Annotated in this window: 23 protein-coding genes; 9 read left to right on the forward strand and 14 right to left on the reverse strand. The window is 66.1% G+C overall.

The window, feature by feature from the left end:
* Positions 1 to 2: 2 nt before the first annotated feature.
* Complete coding sequence (locus ACEL92_RS04480) at positions 3 to 746, forward strand: hypothetical protein (RefSeq protein WP_374024433.1); 744 nt, start codon at positions 3 to 5, stop codon at positions 744 to 746.
* A gap of 12 nt (positions 747 to 758) precedes the next feature.
* A complete protein-coding gene (locus ACEL92_RS04485) occupies positions 759 to 1715 on the forward strand; it encodes an LLM class F420-dependent oxidoreductase (protein ID WP_374024434.1) in 957 nt (318 codons plus the stop codon).
* Between the two features lie 20 nt (positions 1716 to 1735).
* Here ACEL92_RS04485 and ACEL92_RS04490 read toward each other — a convergent pair whose 3' ends face one another.
* Entirely contained in the window at positions 1736 to 2032 is a 297-nt protein-coding gene (locus ACEL92_RS04490; RefSeq protein WP_374024435.1) for a ferredoxin, read from the reverse strand.
* Positions 2029 to 3333 carry an NADH-ubiquinone oxidoreductase-F iron-sulfur binding region domain-containing protein gene (locus ACEL92_RS04495; RefSeq protein WP_374024436.1) on the reverse strand — a complete coding sequence of 435 codons (1305 nt, stop codon included), beginning with the start codon at positions 3331 to 3333 and terminating at the stop codon, positions 2029 to 2031. Before ACEL92_RS04495 ends, ACEL92_RS04490 begins: the two co-directional genes overlap by 4 nt.
* Positions 3334 to 3369: 36 nt before the next feature.
* On the opposite strand from ACEL92_RS04495, the gene ACEL92_RS04500 reads away from it, so the two are divergent.
* Positions 3370 to 3843: a hypothetical protein gene (locus ACEL92_RS04500; RefSeq protein ID WP_374024437.1), complete on the forward strand. Its 474-nt coding sequence runs from the start codon at positions 3370 to 3372 to the stop codon at positions 3841 to 3843.
* A gap of 5 nt (positions 3844 to 3848) precedes the next feature.
* Here the strand turns inward: ACEL92_RS04500 and ACEL92_RS04505 are convergent, their stop codons facing one another.
* The 6 genes from ACEL92_RS04505 to ACEL92_RS04530 form a co-directional block, all read right to left on the reverse strand.
* A complete protein-coding gene (locus tag ACEL92_RS04505; protein WP_374024438.1) occupies positions 3849 to 4715 on the reverse strand; it encodes an alpha/beta fold hydrolase in 867 nt (288 codons plus the stop codon).
* A 14-nt stretch (positions 4716 to 4729) separates the two neighbouring features.
* Positions 4730 to 5128, reverse strand: coding sequence for a Rieske (2Fe-2S) protein (locus tag ACEL92_RS04510; RefSeq protein WP_374024440.1), 399 nt, complete (start codon positions 5126 to 5128; stop codon positions 4730 to 4732).
* 1 nt (position 5129) lies between these two features.
* Entirely contained in the window at positions 5130 to 6275 is a 1146-nt protein-coding gene (locus ACEL92_RS04515) for an amidohydrolase family protein (RefSeq protein WP_374024441.1), read from the reverse strand.
* Between the two features lie 29 nt (positions 6276 to 6304).
* Positions 6305 to 7396, reverse strand: a complete 1092-nt coding sequence (locus ACEL92_RS04520; RefSeq protein ID WP_374024442.1) for an amidohydrolase family protein — start codon at positions 7394 to 7396, stop codon at positions 6305 to 6307.
* 239 nt (positions 7397 to 7635) lie between these two features.
* Positions 7636 to 8520 (reverse strand): NAD(P)-dependent oxidoreductase, encoded by an 885-nt coding sequence (locus tag ACEL92_RS04525; protein WP_374024443.1) that lies wholly within the window; start codon positions 8518 to 8520, stop codon positions 7636 to 7638.
* 9 nt (positions 8521 to 8529) lie between these two features.
* The gene (locus ACEL92_RS04530) at positions 8530 to 8910 is read right to left on the reverse strand and encodes a carboxymuconolactone decarboxylase family protein (RefSeq protein WP_374024444.1); all 381 of its coding nucleotides are present in this window, start codon (positions 8908 to 8910) and stop codon (positions 8530 to 8532) included.
* Positions 8911 to 9097: 187 nt separating this feature from the next.
* On the opposite strand from ACEL92_RS04530, the gene ACEL92_RS04535 reads away from it, so the two are divergent.
* Together ACEL92_RS04535 and ACEL92_RS04540 are read left to right on the forward strand one after the other, a co-directional pair.
* Positions 9098 to 10096 carry an acyl-CoA dehydrogenase family protein gene (locus tag ACEL92_RS04535; RefSeq protein ID WP_374024446.1) on the forward strand — a complete coding sequence of 333 codons (999 nt, stop codon included), beginning with the start codon at positions 9098 to 9100 and terminating at the stop codon, positions 10094 to 10096.
* Entirely contained in the window at positions 10080 to 11255 is a 1176-nt protein-coding gene (locus ACEL92_RS04540) for an acyl-CoA dehydrogenase family protein (protein ID WP_374024448.1), read from the forward strand. Before ACEL92_RS04535 ends, ACEL92_RS04540 begins: the two co-directional genes overlap by 17 nt.
* 48 nt (positions 11256 to 11303) lie before the next feature.
* Here ACEL92_RS04540 and ACEL92_RS04545 read toward each other — a convergent pair whose 3' ends face one another.
* The 6 genes from ACEL92_RS04545 to ACEL92_RS04570 form a co-directional block, all read right to left on the reverse strand.
* Positions 11304 to 11876: a hypothetical protein gene (locus ACEL92_RS04545; RefSeq protein WP_374024449.1), complete on the reverse strand. Its 573-nt coding sequence runs from the start codon at positions 11874 to 11876 to the stop codon at positions 11304 to 11306.
* Positions 11873 to 12787, reverse strand: a complete 915-nt coding sequence (locus ACEL92_RS04550) for a hypothetical protein (protein WP_374024450.1) — start codon at positions 12785 to 12787, stop codon at positions 11873 to 11875. Before ACEL92_RS04550 ends, ACEL92_RS04545 begins: the two co-directional genes overlap by 4 nt.
* A gap of 55 nt (positions 12788 to 12842) precedes the next feature.
* Complete coding sequence (locus ACEL92_RS04555) at positions 12843 to 13238, reverse strand: hypothetical protein (RefSeq protein WP_374026076.1); 396 nt, start codon at positions 13236 to 13238, stop codon at positions 12843 to 12845.
* Between the two features lie 144 nt (positions 13239 to 13382).
* Entirely contained in the window at positions 13383 to 14747 is a 1365-nt protein-coding gene (locus ACEL92_RS04560) for a cytochrome P450 (RefSeq protein WP_374024451.1), read from the reverse strand.
* Positions 14748 to 14788: 41 nt separating this feature from the next.
* Positions 14789 to 14989: a ferredoxin gene (locus ACEL92_RS04565; protein ID WP_374024452.1), complete on the reverse strand. Its 201-nt coding sequence runs from the start codon at positions 14987 to 14989 to the stop codon at positions 14789 to 14791.
* A gap of 49 nt (positions 14990 to 15038) precedes the next feature.
* A complete protein-coding gene (locus ACEL92_RS04570; RefSeq protein ID WP_374024453.1) occupies positions 15039 to 15740 on the reverse strand; it encodes an SDR family NAD(P)-dependent oxidoreductase in 702 nt (233 codons plus the stop codon).
* 280 nt (positions 15741 to 16020) lie between these two features.
* Here ACEL92_RS04570 and ACEL92_RS04575 point away from each other — a divergent pair, with 280 nt between their 5' ends.
* The 4 genes from ACEL92_RS04575 to ACEL92_RS04590 all read left to right on the forward strand — a co-directional run bounded on the left by ACEL92_RS04575 (position 16021) and on the right by ACEL92_RS04590 (position 20792).
* Positions 16021 to 17535: an aldehyde dehydrogenase family protein gene (locus ACEL92_RS04575; protein ID WP_374024454.1), complete on the forward strand. Its 1515-nt coding sequence runs from the start codon at positions 16021 to 16023 to the stop codon at positions 17533 to 17535.
* Positions 17532 to 18737 carry a CaiB/BaiF CoA transferase family protein gene (locus ACEL92_RS04580; protein ID WP_374024455.1) on the forward strand — a complete coding sequence of 402 codons (1206 nt, stop codon included), beginning with the start codon at positions 17532 to 17534 and terminating at the stop codon, positions 18735 to 18737. The genes ACEL92_RS04575 and ACEL92_RS04580 overlap by 4 nt, the downstream gene beginning before the upstream one ends.
* Before the next feature lie 381 nt (positions 18738 to 19118).
* Entirely contained in the window at positions 19119 to 19937 is an 819-nt protein-coding gene (locus ACEL92_RS04585; protein WP_374024456.1) for an MlaE family ABC transporter permease, read from the forward strand.
* 9 nt (positions 19938 to 19946) lie between these two features.
* Complete coding sequence (locus ACEL92_RS04590) at positions 19947 to 20792, forward strand: ABC transporter permease (protein WP_374024457.1); 846 nt, start codon at positions 19947 to 19949, stop codon at positions 20790 to 20792.
* The last annotated feature ends 11 nt before the right edge of the window (positions 20793 to 20803 follow it).

Here is a 20803-nt window from a genome sequence, read left to right on the forward strand (position 1 = left end):
CCATGCAGCTTCCCGGCACGCCATCGGACGAGGTCGCCGAGATCCTCGCCGCCGGACGTGGCCACATCACCACGCTGTTCGTGTCCATGGCGACCCGCCACCCCGACGGACGAGACGCCGAGTACCTGCGCTGGCACACCCTCGACCACCGGCCCGAGCAGCACCGGCTCGCCGCGGTGCGCGCCTCGCTGCGCCTGGTGTCGACGCCCGCCTGCCGCTCCGCCCGGACGATCGACGGGGGACCGTTGGACGCGGTCGACCACGTGATGACGTACTTTTTCACCGACCCGGCCGGACTGCGCGGATTCAACGAGCTGTCCACGGCACTCGGGAACGCCGCCCGCAAGATCCCGCTGCTGCCTCCGGTGGAGCGCGGCGTCTATGAGGTGCGGGCCAAGGCGGCGGCGCCGCGAGTCAAAGTGGGATCGGACGTCCTGCCGTGGCTGCCCGTGCGGGGCGCGTTCCTGTTGCTCGAGCGGGGATCGGCATCGCCGGACCGACTGCTGGAAGTGGCCGGCGTCGCCGGTGTCTGGTCGGCCGCGTCGCGACAGGTCGACGCGAATCTGGCCAACGCTCCTGGGGGACAGCGGATCACGTATTGCTTCCTCGATGACGATCCGGTCGGCACCGCGGAGCGGCTGCGGCCGGTGCTGTCGGACCGCTGGGAAGCGCCGGGTGTCGAACCGCTGTTCGCCGCACCCTTTTTCGCGGTGGTGCCGTTCGAGTGGGACCGCCATGTGCCGTAGGCGTGGGGGCGCATGCGCGTCGGCATGATGGTCGGCTCCGACAAGGAGCGCCCGCGGGCCGAGCGGCTAACCGGGGTGGTCGGCGACGCCGTCGCCGCCGAGGCGGCGGGTTTCACCACGTTCTGGATGCCCCAAGTCCCCGGGTACCTCGACGCGCTGACCGTGGTGACGCTGATCGGGCAGGCCACCGAGCGTATCGAGACCGGAACGGCGGTCGTGCCGATTCAGACCCGCCATCCGATGATCATGGCGCAGCAGGCGATGACGACCCAGCTCGCCTGCGGCGGGCGGTTCACGCTCGGGATCGGGCCATCGCACGACTGGATCGTCAACGGCCAACTCGGATTGCCGTACGACCGCCCAGCGCGCGTGATGCGCGACTATCTCGATGTGCTCGATGCGTCGTTCGCCGGTCCGGGTTCCGTCGATATCGACAACGACACCTACCACGTCCACGCTTCGGTGGATGTGACTGACGCGCAACAGGTTCCGGTCCTGTTAGCCGCGCTCGGGCCGACGATGCTGCGACTTGCCGGCGAGCGAGCCGGCGGCACGATTCTCTGGATGGCGGACGAGCGGGCGATCAGCGACCACATCGCGCCCCGCATCACCGCGGCGGCCGGCCGGGTCGGGCGGCCCGCGCCGCGAATTGTGGCGGGTGTGCCCGTCGCGCTCTGCTCGGCCGACGAGACCGACGACGCCCGCGCGTACGCCAGCGAGGTGCTCGGGCATGCGGAATTCTCCCCGAACTACGTGCGACTGCTCGAGCACGGGGACGCCGAGGACGTCGGCGACACCATGGCGGCGGGCGACGAGTCGGCCATCCTCGCGCGGCTGCGCCGGTACCGCGATGCGGGCGTCACGGATCTCGCGGCGCGGATCGTCCCCCTTGGCAAGGACGCAACCGACCGTGCCGCGTCGCGGCGGCGGACGCACGACTTCCTGTCGTCGCTCTGTCCTGCCCTGTGATCATCGCGACGGGGCAACGTTCAGCGGGTGAACCCCCACTCCGCCTCGTTCTCTTCGGTTTTGAGATGCTCGGCCGGATCTTCGGAGTCGGTGAGCGGCGGGTGCGGGGCGGGGGAGGTGCGTTCCCCGATCTCGGCGATGGCGTGCACCGGGCAGTCGAGCAGCGCGCGCATGACCGCGTCGCGATCCGCCTCCGCCACGGTCCCGTCCCCGATAAGCGACGCATAGCCCCAATCGTCCAGCGAGAAATAACCCGGCGCGTGCTTGGCGCAGATGCCGAAACCGTCGCACACGGTGCGGTCCAAGCGGATTTTCATGCTTGCCTCACAGCCTCCGCCTCGTAGGGACGGTCGGCGCGGAACGCGCCGCGAGAGCAGTCCGGGCACGCGCCGTCCAGGTGCGCGGTCACTTCGCCCGGGAACTGCGCCAGCAGGCTGGCGGCCATATTCGTGGCGGCATCCAGCGTCGCGCAGGCGCCCCGGCCGCGCAACAGCACCGACCAGCGGCGCAACCGTTGCAGGTCTTCCGCCGTCGCGGCGCCGTCACGCAACGCACAGGCAACGGCGGCCATCGCCGCCGTTCCGTTGAAGCATGACCCGCATTGCCCGGCGTTTTCGCGGTCGAAGTAGGCCAGCACCGACGCCGCGACCGCAACCGGGCAGTCGTCGGTGATCACCGAGACCGCACCGCAGCCAAGGCCGCTGCCCAGGCGGCGCATCGCCTCATGATCCAGCGTTGTGTCGAGCACCGAGCGGTTGAGCAGGCCGGCGAAATAGCCGCCCATCAGGGCGCCGCGCACATGGTCCGGCGAAACGCCGTGTAGGGCAAGGAGTTCGACGAACGGCAGGCCGAGCGGGAGCTCGTAGAGAACCGGCGGCCGGCCGGCCCCGGTGATGGTGGCCAGAAACGTCCCCGGGGATAGCGATGTGCCTTGCCCACGGAACGCCGCCGAGCCGTGGCACTGCAGGAACGGCAGGTTGGCCAGCGTCTCGACGTTGCTCACCAACGTCGGCCGGTCGTCGACGCCGGATTCGAAGGGGCGTGGTGGCTTGTCGGTCGGCTTGGCCGGACCGCCGTTGAGCGCGCGCACGGCGGCGGTCTCCTCGCCGGCCACATACCCGGGTTGCACGGCCGACAGGCCGACCGTGACGCCGACGGCGTCTGAGTCGAGCTCGCCGAGCGCGGACTGGACACTGTGCTCCGATTCGGGGTCCGACACGTAGACGTGGGCGCGGTCGGTGCCCACGATCGCCGCCGCCAGCCGCAGGCCGTCCAGCACCAAGTGCGGGCGATTGCGCAGCAACCACCGGTCTTTGACCGAGGCCGGTTCTCCCTCTTCGCCGTTCGCGACGACGACGGCGCCGCCGGCAACCCGACCGTTATCACGCACCGCGCGCAACTTGATCGCGAGCGGAAAGGCCGCACCGCCCCGACCGACCAGTCCGCTGGCCTGCACTTCGCTCAGCAACCCAGCGGCGTCGGCGAGCGGCCGATATCCGCCCCGCTCTCGATACGCCGCGAGGTCCTCGTGCGCCTGGCCGGTTCCCCCGAACAGCAGCCGGGGTTCACAGCCGGGCGCGGTGGCGGTGGTGATGGGGGTGGACTGCGCGGTGCTCACGGCCGGCCCGCCATTGCCTTGGTTACGCTTGCGCACATGCGAACTGCGGTGGTGCGCGTCAACGTCGACCCGGAAAGCGTGTCCACGGCGGAGCGGCTACGAGACGGCATGGCGGCGCTCCTTGAGCTCGCGGCGCACGCGGGCGCCGGCGTGGTCGAGAACGATCTCGCGGCCATGCCCGCGGACCGCCGGGAAGTCGAATTGCTGATCACCGCCGAAGACGGTGACGCGGCGAAACACGTCGCAATGGAACTGTGCGGCAAGGTGTTCGGCGGCGCCCCCGTGCCCGGGGTCGTCACCTTCATCAGCCGGGGCACCGACGACGACGCCCACGGTGTGCTGTCCGGCTTGGGGCTCACCGGTGATATCGAACGGGCTGCGGGCGATGACGGATTCGACATCGTGTACGTGACGCTGCGCGAGCAGGACCTGGAACGCATCCCGGAAAGCCGGGTCCACACGGCTCTGGAGGCCTCGCTCAACTGCGAGGTCCACATTCGCACCGTCTGACGCCTTCACGAGCCCAGGAACTCGAGGATCGCGGGCGCCGCCTGCACCCACGTGTCGAACATGTTGAAGTGCTGCACCCGGCCCGCCGCGCGGTCTTCGGATGCGCGTTCCCACGCATCCTCCGGCCACGGCGGATCGATGAGCTTCGATCCCTTGATCAGGCAACTGACCTCGAGCGACGTCCGCTTCGGGTGATCCATGTCGTTCTCGCCGCCGCGAATGATCAACGTGGGGACCTTGATTCGGTCGAACATCTCGTCCTCGACGCCCGGGATCGTCTGTCCCGGCTTGGAGACGAACGCGTTCAGCCAGCGCAGCATCACCTTGAGGAACTCGTCTTTGTCGAAGTCGAGGAACCGCTGCTTGTTGTTGGGGTTCTCCTCGATGCGGTCGCGCCATTCGGCCACCTTGACCACGCCGTCCATGCCGGCGCCGCGCACGGCGAGGATGCTCGGGATGATGTAGAACGAGCCGAGTACGAACGTGCCGTAGATGCCGCCGACGATGTTCCACACCACCAGCTTGGTGACCATTTCGGGGTAGAGCATCGTGGTCAGCATGGAATCCCTCGCGCCGCCGGATCCTCCGGCGAGGATGCAGCGCTCGAAGCCCAGCCCCGTCACCAGCTTGTGCAATGTCTCGGCGCGCATGTGTGATTCGCTCTGCCCATAGAACTGCACGTCGGAGGCGCCGCAGTTGGGCCGGTCCCACAGCAACACGCGGTAGCCGCCGGCCGCCAGCGCGTCGGCGAGCGGCCGCAAGCCCTCGATCTCCTTGCTGAACCGGCCGCCCGGCGTCAGGGCAATGAGATCGCCTGAGTCACCGAGGATCTCGTAGACGACGTTTCCCCCGTTGATCTCGATAGAAGACACGCGATTCTCCTGTGTTAGGCCTGCACCAGAACGTCGTTGCCGACGACGCGCACCGGATAGGTGCGGATACTCCATTCCGGTTTGACCGCGGTCGTCCCGGTGGCCAGCTCGAAACCCCATTGGTGCCAGGGGCAGTAGATGTACTCCAGGTCGCGCACCATCACCGAGTCACCCGGAGCGGTTTCGTCGACGACCGTGCGCCCCCTCGCGCGGCCCGAGCACAACGGACCGCCTTGGTGCGGACAGTAATTCGCGATCGCGTAGAAGCTGCCGTTGACGTTGTAAACCCCAACGCCGTGCCGCCCGATGGGAACCAGCTTGTGTTTGCCCGGCGGGATCTCGTCCACGGTTGCAACGACATGCTCACGGCCCTGGGCGAGACGGGGCTCGGGCCGTTTGGTCTGTTCGGTCAATTCAGAGCACCCGGGCCTGACCCTCGAGGACCGGGACGGTCTCCGGCAGGTGGTAGGTCGCAATGCCGTTCTTGTACATCACCGCGTCGCGGGCGTGCTTGGGAAGGTGCTTGACCAACCAGCGGGGGTCGTCGAACGTCCAGTGTGGGTAGTCCGAGGAGAAGAGCAAGATCTTCTCGCACTCCATCCATTCCAGCGCTCGGGTCAGCTCCGTCTTGTCTTCGGGGTAGTCCAGCGGCTGGGTGGTGAACTTGATGTGGTCCTTGACGTACTCCGACGGCTTGCGCTTGATGTCCACCCACGACTTGCGCGCTTCGTAGATCGCATCCATGCGCCACATCAGCGGCAGGATCCAGCTGAATGCGTGTTCGACGAAGACGATTCGCAGCGTCGGGAACCGGTCGAAGACGCCGTCGAAGATCAGGCTCATCACCTGATTCGCGGCCAGCAGCGAGTAGGTCACCATGAAGTCGTGGTTGTAGCTGGGGAAGCCCACCGGGGGGATCGGTAGCTCGTCGTACTGGCTGCGCGACAGGTGGCAACTGACGGTGATGTCGTGCTTGGTGGCCGCGGCCCAGATCGGGTCGTATTTGGGATGTCCCCAGGACGGCTTCGGCTCGGCCTTGATCAGTATCTGCGCCATGAACGGATGCCCGGCCCACCGCTCGATTTCGCGCACGGACGCTTCCGGCTCCTCGATGGCGAGACAGATCGACCCACGCCACCGTTCGTGCCAGTTGTTGTGGCTGTCCAGCCAGTGATTGGCCTGCCAGTCGTTCAGCGCGTACGACATCGCGTGCTGGGCCTCGGGCAGCCGTGCCGGGTAGGCGGCCGGTTCCAGGATCGCGATGTCGGAACCCGCCTCCATGATGAGCTGACGGAACGCCATATCCGGGTCGCTGCAGGGGAATTCGCCGTTGGCGGGGAACGAGTCCACGCGCATCGCGTAGGAGTGCGCGTAGTCGGGCGCGTCGTAGTAGATCAGCTCGCCCACGTTGCGGTTGAGGAAGTACTTGCTGCGCCAAGGCTCAGGGATGTAGGGAACCAGCTCACCCCGCTTGGGTGCGGGGTGGACATCCGAGTCGACGCAGCGGACGGCTATGCGCTCGGTCGCGGGAACCCGCTCCTGCGAATGGGTCAACGTCATGTGGAACTCCTCGGTCTAGCGTCCTGCTTCTACTGTGCGCCCACTTCGGCGGGGATGTCTATGCCGTAGAGCTGCGCCGCGTTGCGCCAGCAGACCTTCTCGCGCTGCTCGGCGGAGAGCGCACTCGGCAGCTTCTTGGCGTCACCGAACTGCCAATGCGGGTAACTGGAGCCGAACATCACCATGTCATCCTTGCCGGTGAAGCCGAACCACTCGCCGGCGAAATCGACGTCACCGGGCCCATCGAGGCTGCCCTGGACGAAGTAGACATGCCCCGGGAGGTAGTCGCTGGGGATGCGCGGCGCCCAGGGCGTCTGCTCCAGGTGCGGCCGGCCGAACGTGTCCATTCGCCAGATGAACGGTGTCAGGAAGTCGGCGGCGCCGTCGGCCCAGACGAACTTCAGGCCGTCGAAGCGCTCGAACACGCCCTCGGCAATCATGTTCATCTGGTGGTAGATGTAATTCAGCGCCATGAAGCTGACGTATTGCTCATACGTGCGGGTGTTGCCGGACGGCGTCGGCGGGAACATGATGCCGTTGCCCACTTCGATGTGCGCGGCCACCGGAAGGGCCGCGTCGGCCGCGGCCTCCCACAGCGGCCAGAACTGCGGCTTGCCGTAGAGCTCGCGGGATTGCAGGGGCACGCCGATTTGGACGACGCGAGGATGCGCCCGCCACTTCTCGATCTCGCGCAAGGCGCCGGGGATGTCGTCGGGATTCACCCGGATGGTCCCGCGGAATCGCTCGCCGAACTCGCTTGACTCCAACCAATCCGACACCATCATCTCGTTGTGCGCCGCGTGCAGCGCGCTGCCCAGGTGCCGGTCGGGCATGATGCCGCGCCCCATCGGATGCAGCACCGCCACGTCGACTCCGCGCTTCGAAAACAGTTCGTGGGCAACAAATTCCGGATCGGAGCCGGGGTACTGCCGGTCCGGTCCCTCCGTGTTGGGTGCGTACTCCCCGCCCGGGGCGCCGTACCAGTCCATCTCGTAGTCGGGGAAACCGCGGCTCTTGAACGGCTCGCGCAGCACGCTCCGCAGCGCCTTGTTGGACCGGAAGAAGATGTGCACGCTCGCGTCGATCAGCGGCGTGCGGGTTCCGTCAACGTGTTCGATCACGAAAGCCGCCCTTCGGCTCGGGCAGCCAAAGGGAGCCCGGTCGGGTCATAGGATAGATAACCTAACATTCTTCTCAGTGGCCGATCAATGGGTTTCCGGTAAGCGTTTCGTTTATTCATTGTCGCTGGTAACGGGCGGTTTCGGGCGCTTCGTGCAAGTATGGTTCTTAATTCCGGATAATACCATTCTCCGATCGGTTGATGGGTGGCATCCACCCCCGGGCCGCCAGGAATGCGCGGCTAGGCGGGGGACGGGCCCACGGTCACCCCGGCGGCCTTCTCCAGCGGTCTGATCACCGTCGTAAAGTCCGAATCGGGTCCCTGGTCCTGCGCGGTGGTCTCCCACAGTCGACCGATCGCTGCGGCGACCTCCGTGGGCACGCCGAGCTCTTGCGCCTCGTCGAGATACAACCGCACGTCTTTGACCATCAGGCCGGTGGCGAACCCGTAATCGAACGTCCGCGGGAGGATCGCGCGGGGGAACTTGTCCCGGCTCGCGCTCGTCGCGCCCGAGCCGGCGTTGAGCACTTCGATCATCACGGCGGGATCGAGGCCGGCCTTGACGCCCATCACGACGACCTCCGCGGTGGCGGCAAGCACGTTGGCCGCCAGGATGTTGTTGGCGAGCTTCATCGTTTGTGCCGAGCCGGGTTTGGCCCCGACATAGATGGGCCGGCCGATCGCCTCGAGCGCGGGCCGGATGGCCTCGTATGCAGCCCGCGGACCCGACACCATGACCGCGAGCGCACCCTTCTCGGCCCCACCCACGCCGCCGCTGACCGGGCTGTCGATCGCCGCGATGCCTCGTTCGGCGAGCCGCTGATGGATCTGCGTCGCCGTTGCGCTGCCCACCGTGGACAGGTCGACATAGCGCTTGATCCGCGCGCCCGCGGCCACGCTCGTTGCCACCTCCAGCGAGGCGATCGGCGTCGGGAGGCTGGCCAGGACGGTCTCGGCGCCGTCGGCGACCTCCTTCGGCGACGACGCGGCGCGTGCCCCCGAGGCCACGATGCGCTCGAGCGCGGTGCTGCGCGTATCGAAGGCGATGACGTCGTGGCCGTGCTGAATCAGGCGGCGCGCCATGGGAAGACCCATGTTTCCCAGGCCGATGAATCCGACCTCCATGACGAACTCCTAGTCCCGCTCGAGATCGGCGAACGCCTCGCGCGCGATGCGGAAGCTGTCCACCGCGGCCGGCACGCCCGCGTAGATGGCGACCTGCAAAAAGATCTCGCGCATCTCGTCGCGGGTGACGCCGTTGGTCAACGCCGCCTTGACATGCGTGCGCAATTCGTTGGGCCGATTCAGCACCGAGATCATCGCCAGGTTGAGCATGCTGCGCGTCTTGCGGGGCAGTTCCTCACGGCCCCACACCGCGCCCCAGCAGTACTCGGTGACAAGGTCCTGCAGAGGCTTGGTGAAGTCGTCCGCGTCGGCCAGGGCGTGGTTGACGTACTCCTCGCCCAGCACCTCGGAGCGGATTTGTAGCCCCCGCCGGTAAGTTTCGCGATCCAATGGTCTTCTCCTTCGTCGTGGGAGCATCGTCTGAGCGCAGTCTCGCATCGCCTCCCCTGGGCACGGTTTTCAGTCGGGGATCCCCGCGAGCCCTCCGTGGTCAGCTCATAACCCATTTCCGAGATTATTACTTCCGCGTGCGAGAATGATATTCTCGCAGCGACGGTGGTGACAGGAGGCGGCCTTCATGCTGTTGGAGTTCGATGCCGATCAACGGCTGTGGCAGAAGACCGTTCGCGACGCCGTCGGCAAGCAATGTCCGCCCTCGCTGGTGCGCAGCGTGGCCGAGGACGGCGTCGACCCCACCCCATTGTGGAAGTCCTACGTGGATCAGGGCTGGACCGAGTTGAGCGATCCCGAGAGCGCCGTCGAGCTGGCCATCGTGCTCGAAGAACTGGGGCGGGCGACCGATCCCACCCCCTTTCTGGCGACGATGAGCCAGTACGCACCGTTGGCGGCCGAACAGTTCGACCCCCACGAGTCGGGCACCGCCGTCCACGCCGGGGTGGCGGCGCACCGCGACGCCGAGGGCTGGGTGTTGGACGGCACGGCCCGCCATGTGCTCGACGGCGACCGTGTCGACCGCCTGGCGGTGGTCACCGACGCCGGGGTGTTCATCATCTGGGCGAACCAGGTGTCGGCGCGGCGCGCCGCGGTCTTCGACCCTGTCCTGCACGTCGCCGACCTGTCGTTCAACGAAGTCCGCGTGCCGGACACCGCTCGGCTCGCCGTCGACTCCGAACGCGCGCACCAGATCGCCCTGACGGGCATGGCGATCACCATGGTGGGCGCATGCCAGCGCATCCTCGACCTGGTGCTCGAACATGTCGGGAGCCGGCAGCAATTCGGGGTGCCGATCGGCTCGTTCCAGGCCGTCCAGCACAAGGCCGCCGACATGCACGTCGCGGTGGAACGCGCCCGGGCGCTGGCGTACTTCGCGGCGCTGACAATCGCCGCCGACGATCCCCGGCGTCGGCTGGCGGCGGCGATGGCCAAGGCATCGGCGGGGGAGTGCCAGTCGCTGGTGTTCCGGCACGGCCTACAGCTCCACGGCGCAATGGGATTCACGTGGGAGAACGATCTACAGTTCGCGCTGAAACGGGCCAAGGCGGGTGAGCTGATGCTCGGCGGCGCCGCCGAGCACCGGGCGCGGATCGCGGAGGAGTACCGTGCAGCTGACTTTTGATGCCGACGTCGAGGAGTTCCGCGCCGAGTTCTCCGTCTTCCTCGACGAGAACCTGCCTGTCGCAAGCGAAACACTCGAGCGGCCCAGGTCGGTTTCGCACATGCCGCAGTGGGCGCGCGACTGGCAGCGGCTGCTGTTCGACAACGGGTGGCTGTTGCCCAGCCAGCCGCCGGAGTTCGGTGGGCGCAACGCTACGGTCATCCAGCAGTTCGTCTACCTCGAGGAACTCAGCCGCCGTCGCATCTACCACAGCTTCAACCCGCAGGGCGTGAACATCGTTGCGGCGTCGCTGTTGTCGTTCGGCAGCGACGAGCAGAAGCGGCGCTGGGCGGTGCCGATCCTGCGGGCCGAGATCACCGCGTCGCTCGGGATGAGCGAACCCAGCGCGGGCTCCGACCTGGCGTCGTTGCGCACCCGCGCGGTGCTCGACGGGGATCACTTCGTGGTCAACGGGCAGAAGGTGTGGACCTCGGGCGCCCACGACGCCGACGTCCTGCTGACCTTCGTGCGCACCAACCCGGATGCGCCGAAACACAAGGGAATCAGCGCGCTGATCATCCCCACCGACACCCCGGGGCTGGTGCGCCGGCCGTTCCCGTCTATCTGCGGTGCCGACGACCTGGACTTCAACGAGGTGTTCTTCACCGACGTGCGGGTGCCGGCGGAAAACCTGGTCGGTGAGCTCGACCAGGGATGGCGGGTGGCCAACGGATCGCTGGGGCACGAGCGGACCATGATGTGGCTGGGTTTCGCCGATCGACTCGAGAACATGATCGACGACTTCCATCCCGGCAACGACGTCGAGCGCGACCAGTACGCCAGCACGATCATGGACAAGCAGGCGTTGCGCCTGTTGGGTTCGGTGGCCCTGGCCCGTGCGGCGCGCGGCGAAGACGACGTGGCCGCGATCTCCGTGCTCAAGCTGCTCGGCTCGGAGGCCGAGCTGCGTGGCATGGAGCTGGCGCTGACGTCGGCGGGATCCGACGGGCTTGTGCATCCCGGGCTGACCGGACCGTACGCGCACATGAACTTGGACCACTACTTCGCCAGCTGGTTTGAGCGTTACGCCCGCAGCTTCTCCGGGACGATCGCCGGAGGCACGTCGGAAATCCAACGCAATATCATCGCGCAGCGGGTGCTCGGCCTCCCGCGGGGCTAGCGAATCGTAGCGAGTCGCCTTACCGGCGGAATCCTGTTCGCCGGACTGCTAGACGGGGTCGAACTTGGTGATCAGCCAGGCCTGGTTGACTCGAGACAGGCTGACCAACACGCTGCTGGAGGCCATCGCGGGGTCGGGGTTGTCCTTGCTGGTGGTGCTCTGATCGACCAAAACGAGCACGACCGCCGAATCCGGATGTAATTCCTGTACTGCGGCCCCCAGCACCCGGGCGTTGGTCTTCAGTGCCTTCTGTTTGGCTGCCGGAGCCACGATTTGTTCGGTGAACTGGTTGTAGTACGACAAAAAGTCGCCGGAGAGGTGAGTCTTGGCGTTGGCAAAGTCTTTGTCGAGCGACTCGGGCGAATAGGACAGCAACGCCACCGTTCCGTCGGAGGCCGCCTTGGCGACCGTGTTCGCGACGCTGGTGTCGGTCTGCTTATCCGGGCGGTACTGCTTGAAGTACAGCCACGTCGCCGCGCCGCCGGAAAGCAGCAGCAGCACCACCAGGACCACGGGAAAGACTTTCACCCTGCGTCGGCCGCCTGCAGCGCCACTTTCATTGCGGTCGGTTTGTTCGGCGGAGTCGTCGGCGGTGCCGGTGCTGGGCTCGTCCTGGCTCATGGAATGAACTCCACGTTCGACATTTTGTATTGGCCGCCGTCGTCTTTGACGGTCACCTTGAGCCGCCAATTGCGGGGCGCGTCTTTGGCGCCGGCGGCGTTGGTGACATGCGATGTGGCTGCGACGAGCACCAGCGCGAAGTCCCCGTTTATGGCTTGCACGGCTGCCGCATTCACGGTTCCTTGGGTGACCACTTTGGACTGTTCGACGACGGTCGTGAAATCTTTTGCACGCGCCTGAAAGTCGTCGTGGAACTGGCCGGTCGAGCTGTCGATGACCCGCTGGACGTCCTCGTTGGCCTTGTTGAAGTCCATGGAGATCAGGTTGACGACACCCTGCCGGGCCCCCGCGACGAAGTTCGCGGCGCGCTGGTTGCGTTCGACGGTTTCATGGCGGTTCCACATCATGTATCCGCTGGCCGCGACGAAAGCACAGATGAGGACGATGGCGGACGCCTTCCACGCCACCGACCACGACGGCAACCGCAGACGTCTCCGCGTGCGAACCCGCGTGCCTTCCGCTTCCGCCCCTTCGTCGGCTTTGTCGGAGGCTTCGTCGGCCTCTGTCGAATCTTCGTCGGTTGCATCGTCATCGACGACGCTGTGGGTCTCCGCTTCGGCGCTCTCCGCTTCGGCGCTCTCCGCTTCGGCGCTCTCCGGCTCGACGCTCTCCGGCTCGGTGGCGGCGGCCGCCTTCTCGCCGGCGTCTGAGCCTCCTTCGGCGGCCTCGGTCGTGGCCTCCGCCTCGGCTTGGGCCAGAGCCTCACGCCGGAGCCGGGCGGCACGGGCGCGTGCGCGCGCTGCGGCCGCCAACGCTTCGGCTTCGGCGGCTTCCGCCTCGGCTTCCTCGAGCAACGCCATCACGTCGGTTTTCGCGGTGGCCGAATCTTGCGGTTCCTTCGCCTCAGCCATCGTGCTCACTGCCCGTCGCCCTCATGATGGACCGACTCCCATACCCCTCACGCGGCTACCATCGCACGAGCGAGAACGGCCAACTGTTGGAGCCCCCCGGCCCGCCGCCGCAACCGGTGTCGAACGTCGAGTCGACCTGACCCGCCAGCGTCACCGCATCCCACGAGTAGACGTCATGCGAGGGAAAGAACTGGACCACGCAGCGCACACCGAAGGGATCATCAACGGTCAAGGTGTATCGGCCATCGGATAGGTGTGCGTCTGCCCGCCAGGGCGCCGCTTGCCCGTTGGGCTGCGGAGTTGCGTAAACAGAGAGGCATCCCGGCGCTGGGTGGGTGCACGGATTGATCGACCAGATCCAGCTGTGGCCGGAGTCCCGGTTCGTGTCCACCCTGTAGTTGGAATAGATCATGTCAGCGTGGGCGCTCGGCACGACAGTCAGCGCGGCCATGGCGAACGCAACGCTCACTGCGAAAGTCTTCACCGTTGCGTCTCCCTTCCTGCGCAGGTGCTGGCCTGAATATAAGGCGCTGTCACGCTGAACAGGCCTACTCGGAAAAATTGCGGGAGTCAACGACCGTTTTGTCCAGGCCTTCTAGTCGATGACGGCGGCTTCCTTGCGCTCGGTGATCGGCCGCGCGAGTTCTTGCTCGTCACAGATGCGTTGCAGCTTTGCCAGCGTCTCGTCCAGTCCGGCTCCGACCTTGCGGCCGGGGGTGAAGGTGGCCGGCAGTTTGCGCATGCCCTGGATCACGCCGATGGTCTCGTAGTGCACGGTGCCCTCCGGGTCGCAGCGGTAGTCGGGCATCCGGTCGAGGACCGCGGTGAGCATGGACTTGAACACGGTGCGCGCCACGTTGGAGCCGATGCAGCGGTGCACACCGAGACCAAAGCTGAAGTGCCGGTTACCTTTGCGGTCGAGCACGATGTCGTCCGGTTCGTGGAACACCGACGGGTCGCGGTTGGCCATGGCCCACGAAATCCACAGCCGCTCACCCTCTTTGAAGTGCGTGCCGTCGAGCTCGACGTCGTCGGAGAAGGTCCTGCCGTCACCCGGCGCCGGGGTGAAGTAGCGCAGGAATTCTTCGGTCGCGGAGTCCAGCAGCGTCTTGCGCTGGTCACTGAGCAACTGTCGTTGTTCGGGGTGCTCGGAAAGCCACTCCAGCGAGTGGGCGGTCAAAGCGGTCGTGGTGTCGAAGCCACCGCCGATGACCAAACCGAGGTTGCCCAGGATTTCCAGATCGGGAGCCGGCTCGCCGTCGATGCGCATCTGCAGCAGGGCGTTGACAATTCCGGGGCGGGGATTTTCGCGGATCTCGATCATGTTGTTGACCATGTCGAGCCCCATCTGCCGGTGCATCTCGGTCACCCGCTCGATGTCCGGCGAATGCTCCGGGGTGTACACGGCGGCGTGGACCGGCTCGCTGTATAGGTTCCACTTCTTCAGCGGGATGCCCAGCATCGCGAGCGTGAGGACGGCCGGGACGATGTTGGCCAGGTCGTCGACGAAGTCGATATTGCCCGTCTCGATCTTCTCGTCGAGGCAGGCGCGCGTGACGTCGTCGATGAACGGTTCCCAGCGCTTGACCGCGGCCGGTGACAGGTAGGGGTTGAGCACATTGCGGTAGGTGCGGTGCTCGGGGTCGTCCATCTCCAGGATGCCGCCGCGCACGGCGCTGACTCGGCTGGCGGTGGGAATCGAAATTCCTTTGTAGCCACGGCGTTCCCCGTGGATGTCGTGATCGTTGGAGACGGCGGGACAGCGGGCCAGCTCGAATACCTCGTGACTGCCGGCCGCCACCCAGTGGCCGCCATACGTTTCGCTCCATGCGATGGGGCACTTGGCATGCATCTCTTTGGTGATCGCCTTGAACTGCGACCGGTATTCCGGGGAATGCCGATCGAAATGGAACTGGTTTTTCTTGCGGTCGCCGTCGCTGACCACGTCGTCTGCACTCAAGTCTGTAGTCTCCCTACCTGTTTCGTCGGTCAGCACCGGGCTCAGGCGTCGTCGGTGATCATGATGGCCTGCTCGGGGCACGATTGCGCGGCTTCGCGGACCTGGTCCTGCTGATCGGCGGGTACCACTTCGTTGACTGCCGACGAACTGCCGTCGATGTCACTGAGCTGAAACGACTCCGGCGCGATCATCGAGCACAGGGTGTGGCCCTGGCAGCGTTCTGAATCAACCCAGACCTTCACGGTGTCTCCTTGCGGTTGTTCGTTGCGGGTGAATCACTGTTGTCGCCGCTCAGGTGTTTCGTCCGCCGTTGACGCCCAAGATCTGGCCGGTGATGTAGCCCGCTTCCTCAGAGACCAAGAAGGCGCATGCCGCGGCGATGTCTTCCGGCTTGCCCATGCGGCGCACCGGGGTCCGCGCGATGGTCTCATCGATGTCGCCCAGGAACCCTTTCTCCGCGGCTGCGCGCAGCATCGGGGTGTCGATGAAACCCGGGGGCACGGCGTTCACCGTGATGCCGCTGGGACCGTACTCGAGGGCGAGCGATTTCGTGAGTCCGTTCACCGCGGACTTGGCTGCCACGTAGTGACTCATGTACGGCGCGCCCGAATGTGTGCTCGACGAGGAGATGTTGACGATGCGGCCCCACTTCGCCTCGACCATGTCGGGCAGCACCGCCTGAATGGTGTGGAAAACGCCGTTGAGGTTGACGTCGATCACGCGCTGCCAGTCGTCGAACGTGATGTTGTTGAAACGCTTGAATCCGTCCAGGCCAGCGGCGTTGACCAGAACAGTGATCGGCCCCAGCTTGGCGCGGATCGCCGCGAAGGCCGCGTCCACCTGGGCTCGATCGGTGACATCGGCGGTGAACGAGTGGTCGCTGTCGGACGGTCGCAGGTCGACGGTCGCAACGTCCAGACCGTCGGCGCGCAGGCGTTGCGCGACGGCAAGCCCGATGCCGGATCCACCGCCGGTGACCACCGCAGTCTTCACGTCGAGACCTCTAATCGATAGGTGACCGTCTCAGCCACAAAGAATGTCGCTTGCAATTATGAGAACCTTACTCTCACGGCAAAGCGCGTCGCAACAAACCTGGGAAACACTGTTTGGCCTGCGTTGAACTGCCTGGCCCGGCAACCCACTGGCACTTACGTCGCTGGTCAGGGGCTCGGTTGCATTCCTGAGAGTTTGTTGAATTATCGAGATGCGAATGTAAGATTCGCCGGGGAAGAGAATGAAATTATCGTGACCGTCACCACACGAGGGGGTTGGAATGCCTGCCCAGGACACGGCAGAACCCGCAGCGACCATCGCGGATGCCGCGCCCGAGTCACGCGTCGACCGTCGACTTCTGATCGGTGGCCGACTGGTCACGGCGGGCAGCACCTTCCCGTCCAGGAATCCCGCCACCGGCGCGGTGATCGGGCATGCCCCGGACGCCGGCGTCGCGGAGGCCGAAGCGGCGATCGCGGCGGCCCGGCGCGCGTTCGACACCACCGGTTGGCCGACCGACGTCGAGTTGCGCGTGCGCTGTCTCGAGCAACTGCATCAGGCGCTGATCGACCACGCCGAAGAGTTGCGTGAGCTGACCATCGCCGAGGTCGGCGCCACCCGAGCGCTGACACAGGGCGCCCAGCTCGACGAACCCATCGGCATCGTGCGCTTCTACGCCGACCTGCTTCGGCGCTATGAATTCTCCGAAGACCTCGGCGAGAGAGAGTCGCGCGGCATGCTCCATCACCGCTGGGTGGAGAAAGAGGCCGCGGGGGTGGTCGCCGCGATCATCGCCTACAACTACCCGAACCAGCTGGCGCTGGCGAAGCTGGCTCCCGCACTGGCGGCCGGATGCACTGTGGTGCTCAAGGGCGCACCGGACACGCCGCTGGTGACCTTGGCGCTCGGCGAGTTGATCGCCACTCACACCGACATCCCCGGCGGCGTGGTGAACGTGCTCAGCTCCTCGGGCTCCGAGGCGGGCGAGGCCTTGACCACCAGTCCCGACGTCGACGTCGTCACCTTCACCGGTTCAACGGCGGTGGGGCGCAAGATCATGGCCGCCGCGAGCGAGACGGTCAAGCGCGTGTTCCTGGAGTTGGGCGGCAAGTCCGCGGCGATCGTCCTCGACGATGCCGACTTCGCCGGGGCGGCTATGTTCGCGGCGTTCAGCATGGTGACCCATGCGGGCCAGGGCTGCGCGTTGACCTCGCGGCTGTTGGTGCCCCGGTCGCACCACGACGAGATCGTCGAACTGATCGCGCAGAACTTCGCCAAGGTCCGCCACGGCGACCCGGCCGATCCCAAGACCTATATGGGGCCGCTGATCAACGAGCGCCAGCGGGACAAGGTCGACGGGATGGTCCAGCGGGCCGTCGCCGCGGGGGCAACCCTGGTCACCGGTGGCAAGCGGTTGGATCCGGGCTACTTCTATGCGCCCACGCTGCTCGTAGGCGTCGATCCCGACAGCGAGATCGCGCAGGACGAGATCTTCGGGCCGGTACTGGTGGTGATCGCCTTCGACGATGACGACGACGCCGTGCGCATCGCCAACAACTCGATCTACGGCCTTGCGGGCGCCGTCTTCAGCCGCGACCAGGACCGGGCGCTGGCGGTGGCGCGCCGGATTCGGACCGGCTCGTTCTCGATCAACGGCGGCAACTACTTCGGCGCGGACAGCCCGTTCGGCGGCTTCAAGCAGTCGGGCGTGGGTCGGGAGATGGGGGTGGCCGGTCTCGAGGAGTTCTTGGAGCGCAAGACGTATGCCGTGCCGGCGCTGGGGGCACCGGCGTGAGGCCGCTCGAGGGCATCCGCGTCCTGGAAGTCGCCATGTACGGGTTCGTCCCGTCGGCGGGCGCCGTGCTCGCCGAGTGGGGCGCAGACGTCGTCAAGGTCGAGCACGCGGTGACCGGCGACCCCCAACGCGGCCTGCGGCAGACCGGAATGTTGCGCGTGGAAGGGGACCCCAACCCCAACATCGAGCACGCGAACCGCGGCAAGCGCAGCATCGGGCTGGACATGTCGGTGCCCGAGGGCAAGGAAGTGCTCTACGAGTTGGCCCGCCGAGCCGACGTTTTCCTCACCAGCTTTCTTCCCGGTCACCGGAAGAAGTTCGGCATCGACGTCGACGACATTCGTACGGTCAACCCGAACATCGTCTACGCCCGGGGCAGCGCGCTCGGCCCGCGCGGCGCCGAGTCGCAGAAGGGCGGCTACGACATGACCGCCTTCTGGTGCCGGGCCGGAACCGCCGCGACCATCACCCCGGCCGGGACGCCGGGGATGATCGCGCCGCCCGGACCTGCCTACGGCGACACCATCTCCGGTACCAACCTTGCCGGGGGCATCGCGGCGGCATTGCTCAAGCGCGAACGCACGGGTGAACCGTCCGTTGTCGATGTGTCGCTGCTCGGCAGCGGTCTGTGGTCGATGGGGCACACGGTCGCGCTGACGAACCATCTGGGGCAGCGACTCGAGACCCCGCCCCCCGGCGTGCACGGCGCACCGAACAATCCGTTGGTGGGCCTGTACCCGACATCGGATGGGCGCTACATCTCCTTCGTGATGATGCAGCCCACCAAGTTTTGGGCGGACGTGTGCCGGCACGTCGATCTGCCGGAGCTGGCCGACGACCCACGCTTCGCGACCATCGAGGACATCGCCGCCAACACCGCGGAGGCGGTTGAGCTTTTGACCAAGGTCATCGCGACCCGCACGCTTGCCGAGTGGAGCGACCGGTTCGCCACCCTGGCGGGACCGTGGGCCCCGGTGCAGGACACGCTGCAGGCGGCCGAGGACGCGCAAATCCGGGCCAACGAATACCTGGTCCGCGCGGGCGAGCTGGAGCTGGTGGCCAACCCGGTCCAGTTCGATGTCACGGCGCCGCAAACCGGTCCCGCGCCCGGATTCGCTGAGCAGACCGACGAAATACTGCTGGAACTCGGCCTCGATTGGGATCGCATCATCGAGCTCAAGACGGCCGGCGCCGTCACTTAAGACTGGAGCTGCTTGTCTATGTTGGTGTTACAGCCCGCCGTCGTTGTTGCCGCGACCCGCTCGCGGCGCCATGAGCTTGCGGTTACGGGCTGTTGCATAACGGTTAAGCGTTTTTTGCTCCACCTGGACTCGGCATGAGTCATAATCGCCGAACGCTTCAAGGCGCGGAGCACTCTGCCTTGCAGCGTCAACTCACGCGACTGAACGGAGGCACCGGCGTGAGGATCAGAAGCGCTACCACGCCGGCCGAATTTCGGCTGTCTGCTGGGCGTTTCGCGGTCGGCGGCATCTCGATGGAATCGCCGGTTCGGCTGAATCTACCGCAGTCCGTGCGGCACAACAAGACTGTCAGTCTCGTAGCGTTGGAAGGGGCTGGCGCCGATGGCAACTAAGGGCGCCGACCATTGGTCAGCGGGATTGCCGCAGCTGAAACTGAAGTGGGACATGTCGGGGTCGATGCAGGCCGTCGGGGCCCTGTTCGCCATGTCGGCCGACGCCTTCAAGTATCTGTTCCGCCGGCCCTTCCAGTGGCGGGAGTTCTTGGAGCAGTCCTGGTTCGTCGCGCGGGTGTCGCTGGCTCCTACGCTATTGGTCGCAATCCCCTTTACGGTGCTCGTCAGCTTCACGCTCAACATCCTCCTGCGCGAACTGGGTGCGGCGGATCTATCCGGCGCGGGCGCCGCGTTCGGCGCGGTGACCCAGCTCGGGCCACTGGTCACGGTCCTGATCGTTGCCGGCGCGGGGGCGACAGCGATGTGTGCGGACCTGGGCGCGCGGACGATTCGTGAAGAGATCGACGCGATGGAGGTGCTGGGCATCAACCCGGTGCAACGGCTGGTCACACCGCGCATGTTGGCTTCCGGTCTGGTCGCGTTCTTGCTCAACAGCCTGGTCGTCATCATCGGCGTGCTCGGCGGCTATGTCTTTTCGGTGTTCGTCCAAGACGTCAATCCCGGGGCGTTCGCCGCGGGTATCACCCTGCTTACTGGCGTGCCCGAGGTGATCATTTCGTGCATCAAGGCGGCACTTTTCGGCCTCATCGCCGGCTTGGTGGCCTGCTATCGGGGCCTGTCGATCACCGGCGGGGGCGCCAAAGCCGTCGGCAACGCGGTGAACGAAACCGTGGTCTACGCCTTCATGTCCCTGTTTGTCGTCAACGTGGTCGTCACCGCGATCGGCATCAAGATGACGGCGAAGTAGGCACTGGCGATGGCGCTGAGGGCAACATATCCGCGGCTGGTCCGCCAACTCGAGAGGCCGGTCGCCTTGATGGGCCGGATCGGCGACCACACCCTGTTCTACGGCAAGGCGCTCGCCGGAATGCCGTTCGCGGCTACCCGGTACACGCGCGAAGTCATTCGTCTGGTCGCCGAGATCAGCATGGGTGCGGGCACTTTGGCGATGATCGGCGGAACCGTGGTGATCGTCGGGTTCCTGACGCTGGCGGCGGGCGGCACATTGGCGATTCAGGGCTACACGTCGCTGGGGAATATCGGCATCGAGGCGCTGACGGGCTTTCTCGCCGCGTTCATCAACGTGCGCATCGCGGCACCGGTGGTGGCCGGGATCGGCCTGGCGGCCACCTTCGGCGCCGGGGTGACCGCCCAGCTGGGTGCCATGCGGATCAACGAGGAAGTTGATGCGTTGGAGAGCATGGCAATTCGGCCGGTCGCCTACTTGGTGAGCACCAGGATTCTGGCGGGAATGCTGGCGATCACGCCGTTGTACAGCATCGCCGTGATCCTGTCGTTCGTGGCCAGTCAGTTCACGACGACGTTCTTGCTCGGACAGTCGCAGGGTTTGTACCAGCACTACTTCAACACGTTCCTCAACCCGATCGACCTCTTGTGGTCGTTCCTGCAGGCGATTTTGATGGCGCTCACGATCCTGCTGATCCACACCTATTACGGCTACTTCGCTTCGGGGGGCCCTGCGGGCGTGGGCAATGCGACCGGTAACGCGGTGCGCACCTCGCTCATCGTCGTGGTGTCGGTAACGCTGTTGGTTTCGCTGTCTATTTACGGTACGAACGGCAACTTCAACCTGTCCGGTTAGCTTCAGGAGGT

Source organism: Mycobacterium hainanense (assembly GCF_041890355.1).
In the GTDB taxonomy this organism is placed as follows: domain Bacteria; phylum Actinomycetota; class Actinomycetes; order Mycobacteriales; family Mycobacteriaceae; genus Mycobacterium; species Mycobacterium hainanense.

Coding starts and splice junctions, on each gene's coding strand:
- ACEL92_RS04525 (WP_374024443.1), bottom strand. CDS start 8,520: ATGGAGGTCGGATTCATCGGCCTGGGAAACATGGGTCTTCCCATGGCG.
- ACEL92_RS04490 (WP_374024435.1), bottom strand. CDS start 2,032: ATGAAAATCCGCTTGGACCGCACCGTGTGCGACGGTTTCGGCATCTGC.
- ACEL92_RS04585 (WP_374024456.1), top strand. CDS start 19,119: ATGGCAACTAAGGGCGCCGACCATTGGTCAGCGGGATTGCCGCAGCTG.
- ACEL92_RS04555 (WP_374026076.1), bottom strand. CDS start 13,238: ATGGCCGCGCTGACTGTCGTGCCGAGCGCCCACGCTGACATGATCTAT.
- ACEL92_RS04550 (WP_374024450.1), bottom strand. CDS start 12,787: ATGGCTGAGGCGAAGGAACCGCAAGATTCGGCCACCGCGAAAACCGAC.
- ACEL92_RS04590 (WP_374024457.1), top strand. CDS start 19,947: ATGGCGCTGAGGGCAACATATCCGCGGCTGGTCCGCCAACTCGAGAGG.
- ACEL92_RS04485 (WP_374024434.1), top strand. CDS start 759: ATGCGCGTCGGCATGATGGTCGGCTCCGACAAGGAGCGCCCGCGGGCC.
- ACEL92_RS04545 (WP_374024449.1), bottom strand. CDS start 11,876: ATGAGCCAGGACGAGCCCAGCACCGGCACCGCCGACGACTCCGCCGAA.
- ACEL92_RS04575 (WP_374024454.1), top strand. CDS start 16,021: ATGCCTGCCCAGGACACGGCAGAACCCGCAGCGACCATCGCGGATGCC.
- ACEL92_RS04535 (WP_374024446.1), top strand. CDS start 9,098: ATGCTGTTGGAGTTCGATGCCGATCAACGGCTGTGGCAGAAGACCGTT.
- ACEL92_RS04480 (WP_374024433.1), top strand. CDS start 3: ATGCAGCTTCCCGGCACGCCATCGGACGAGGTCGCCGAGATCCTCGCC.
- ACEL92_RS04515 (WP_374024441.1), bottom strand. CDS start 6,275: ATGACGTTGACCCATTCGCAGGAGCGGGTTCCCGCGACCGAGCGCATA.
- ACEL92_RS04500 (WP_374024437.1), top strand. CDS start 3,370: ATGCGAACTGCGGTGGTGCGCGTCAACGTCGACCCGGAAAGCGTGTCC.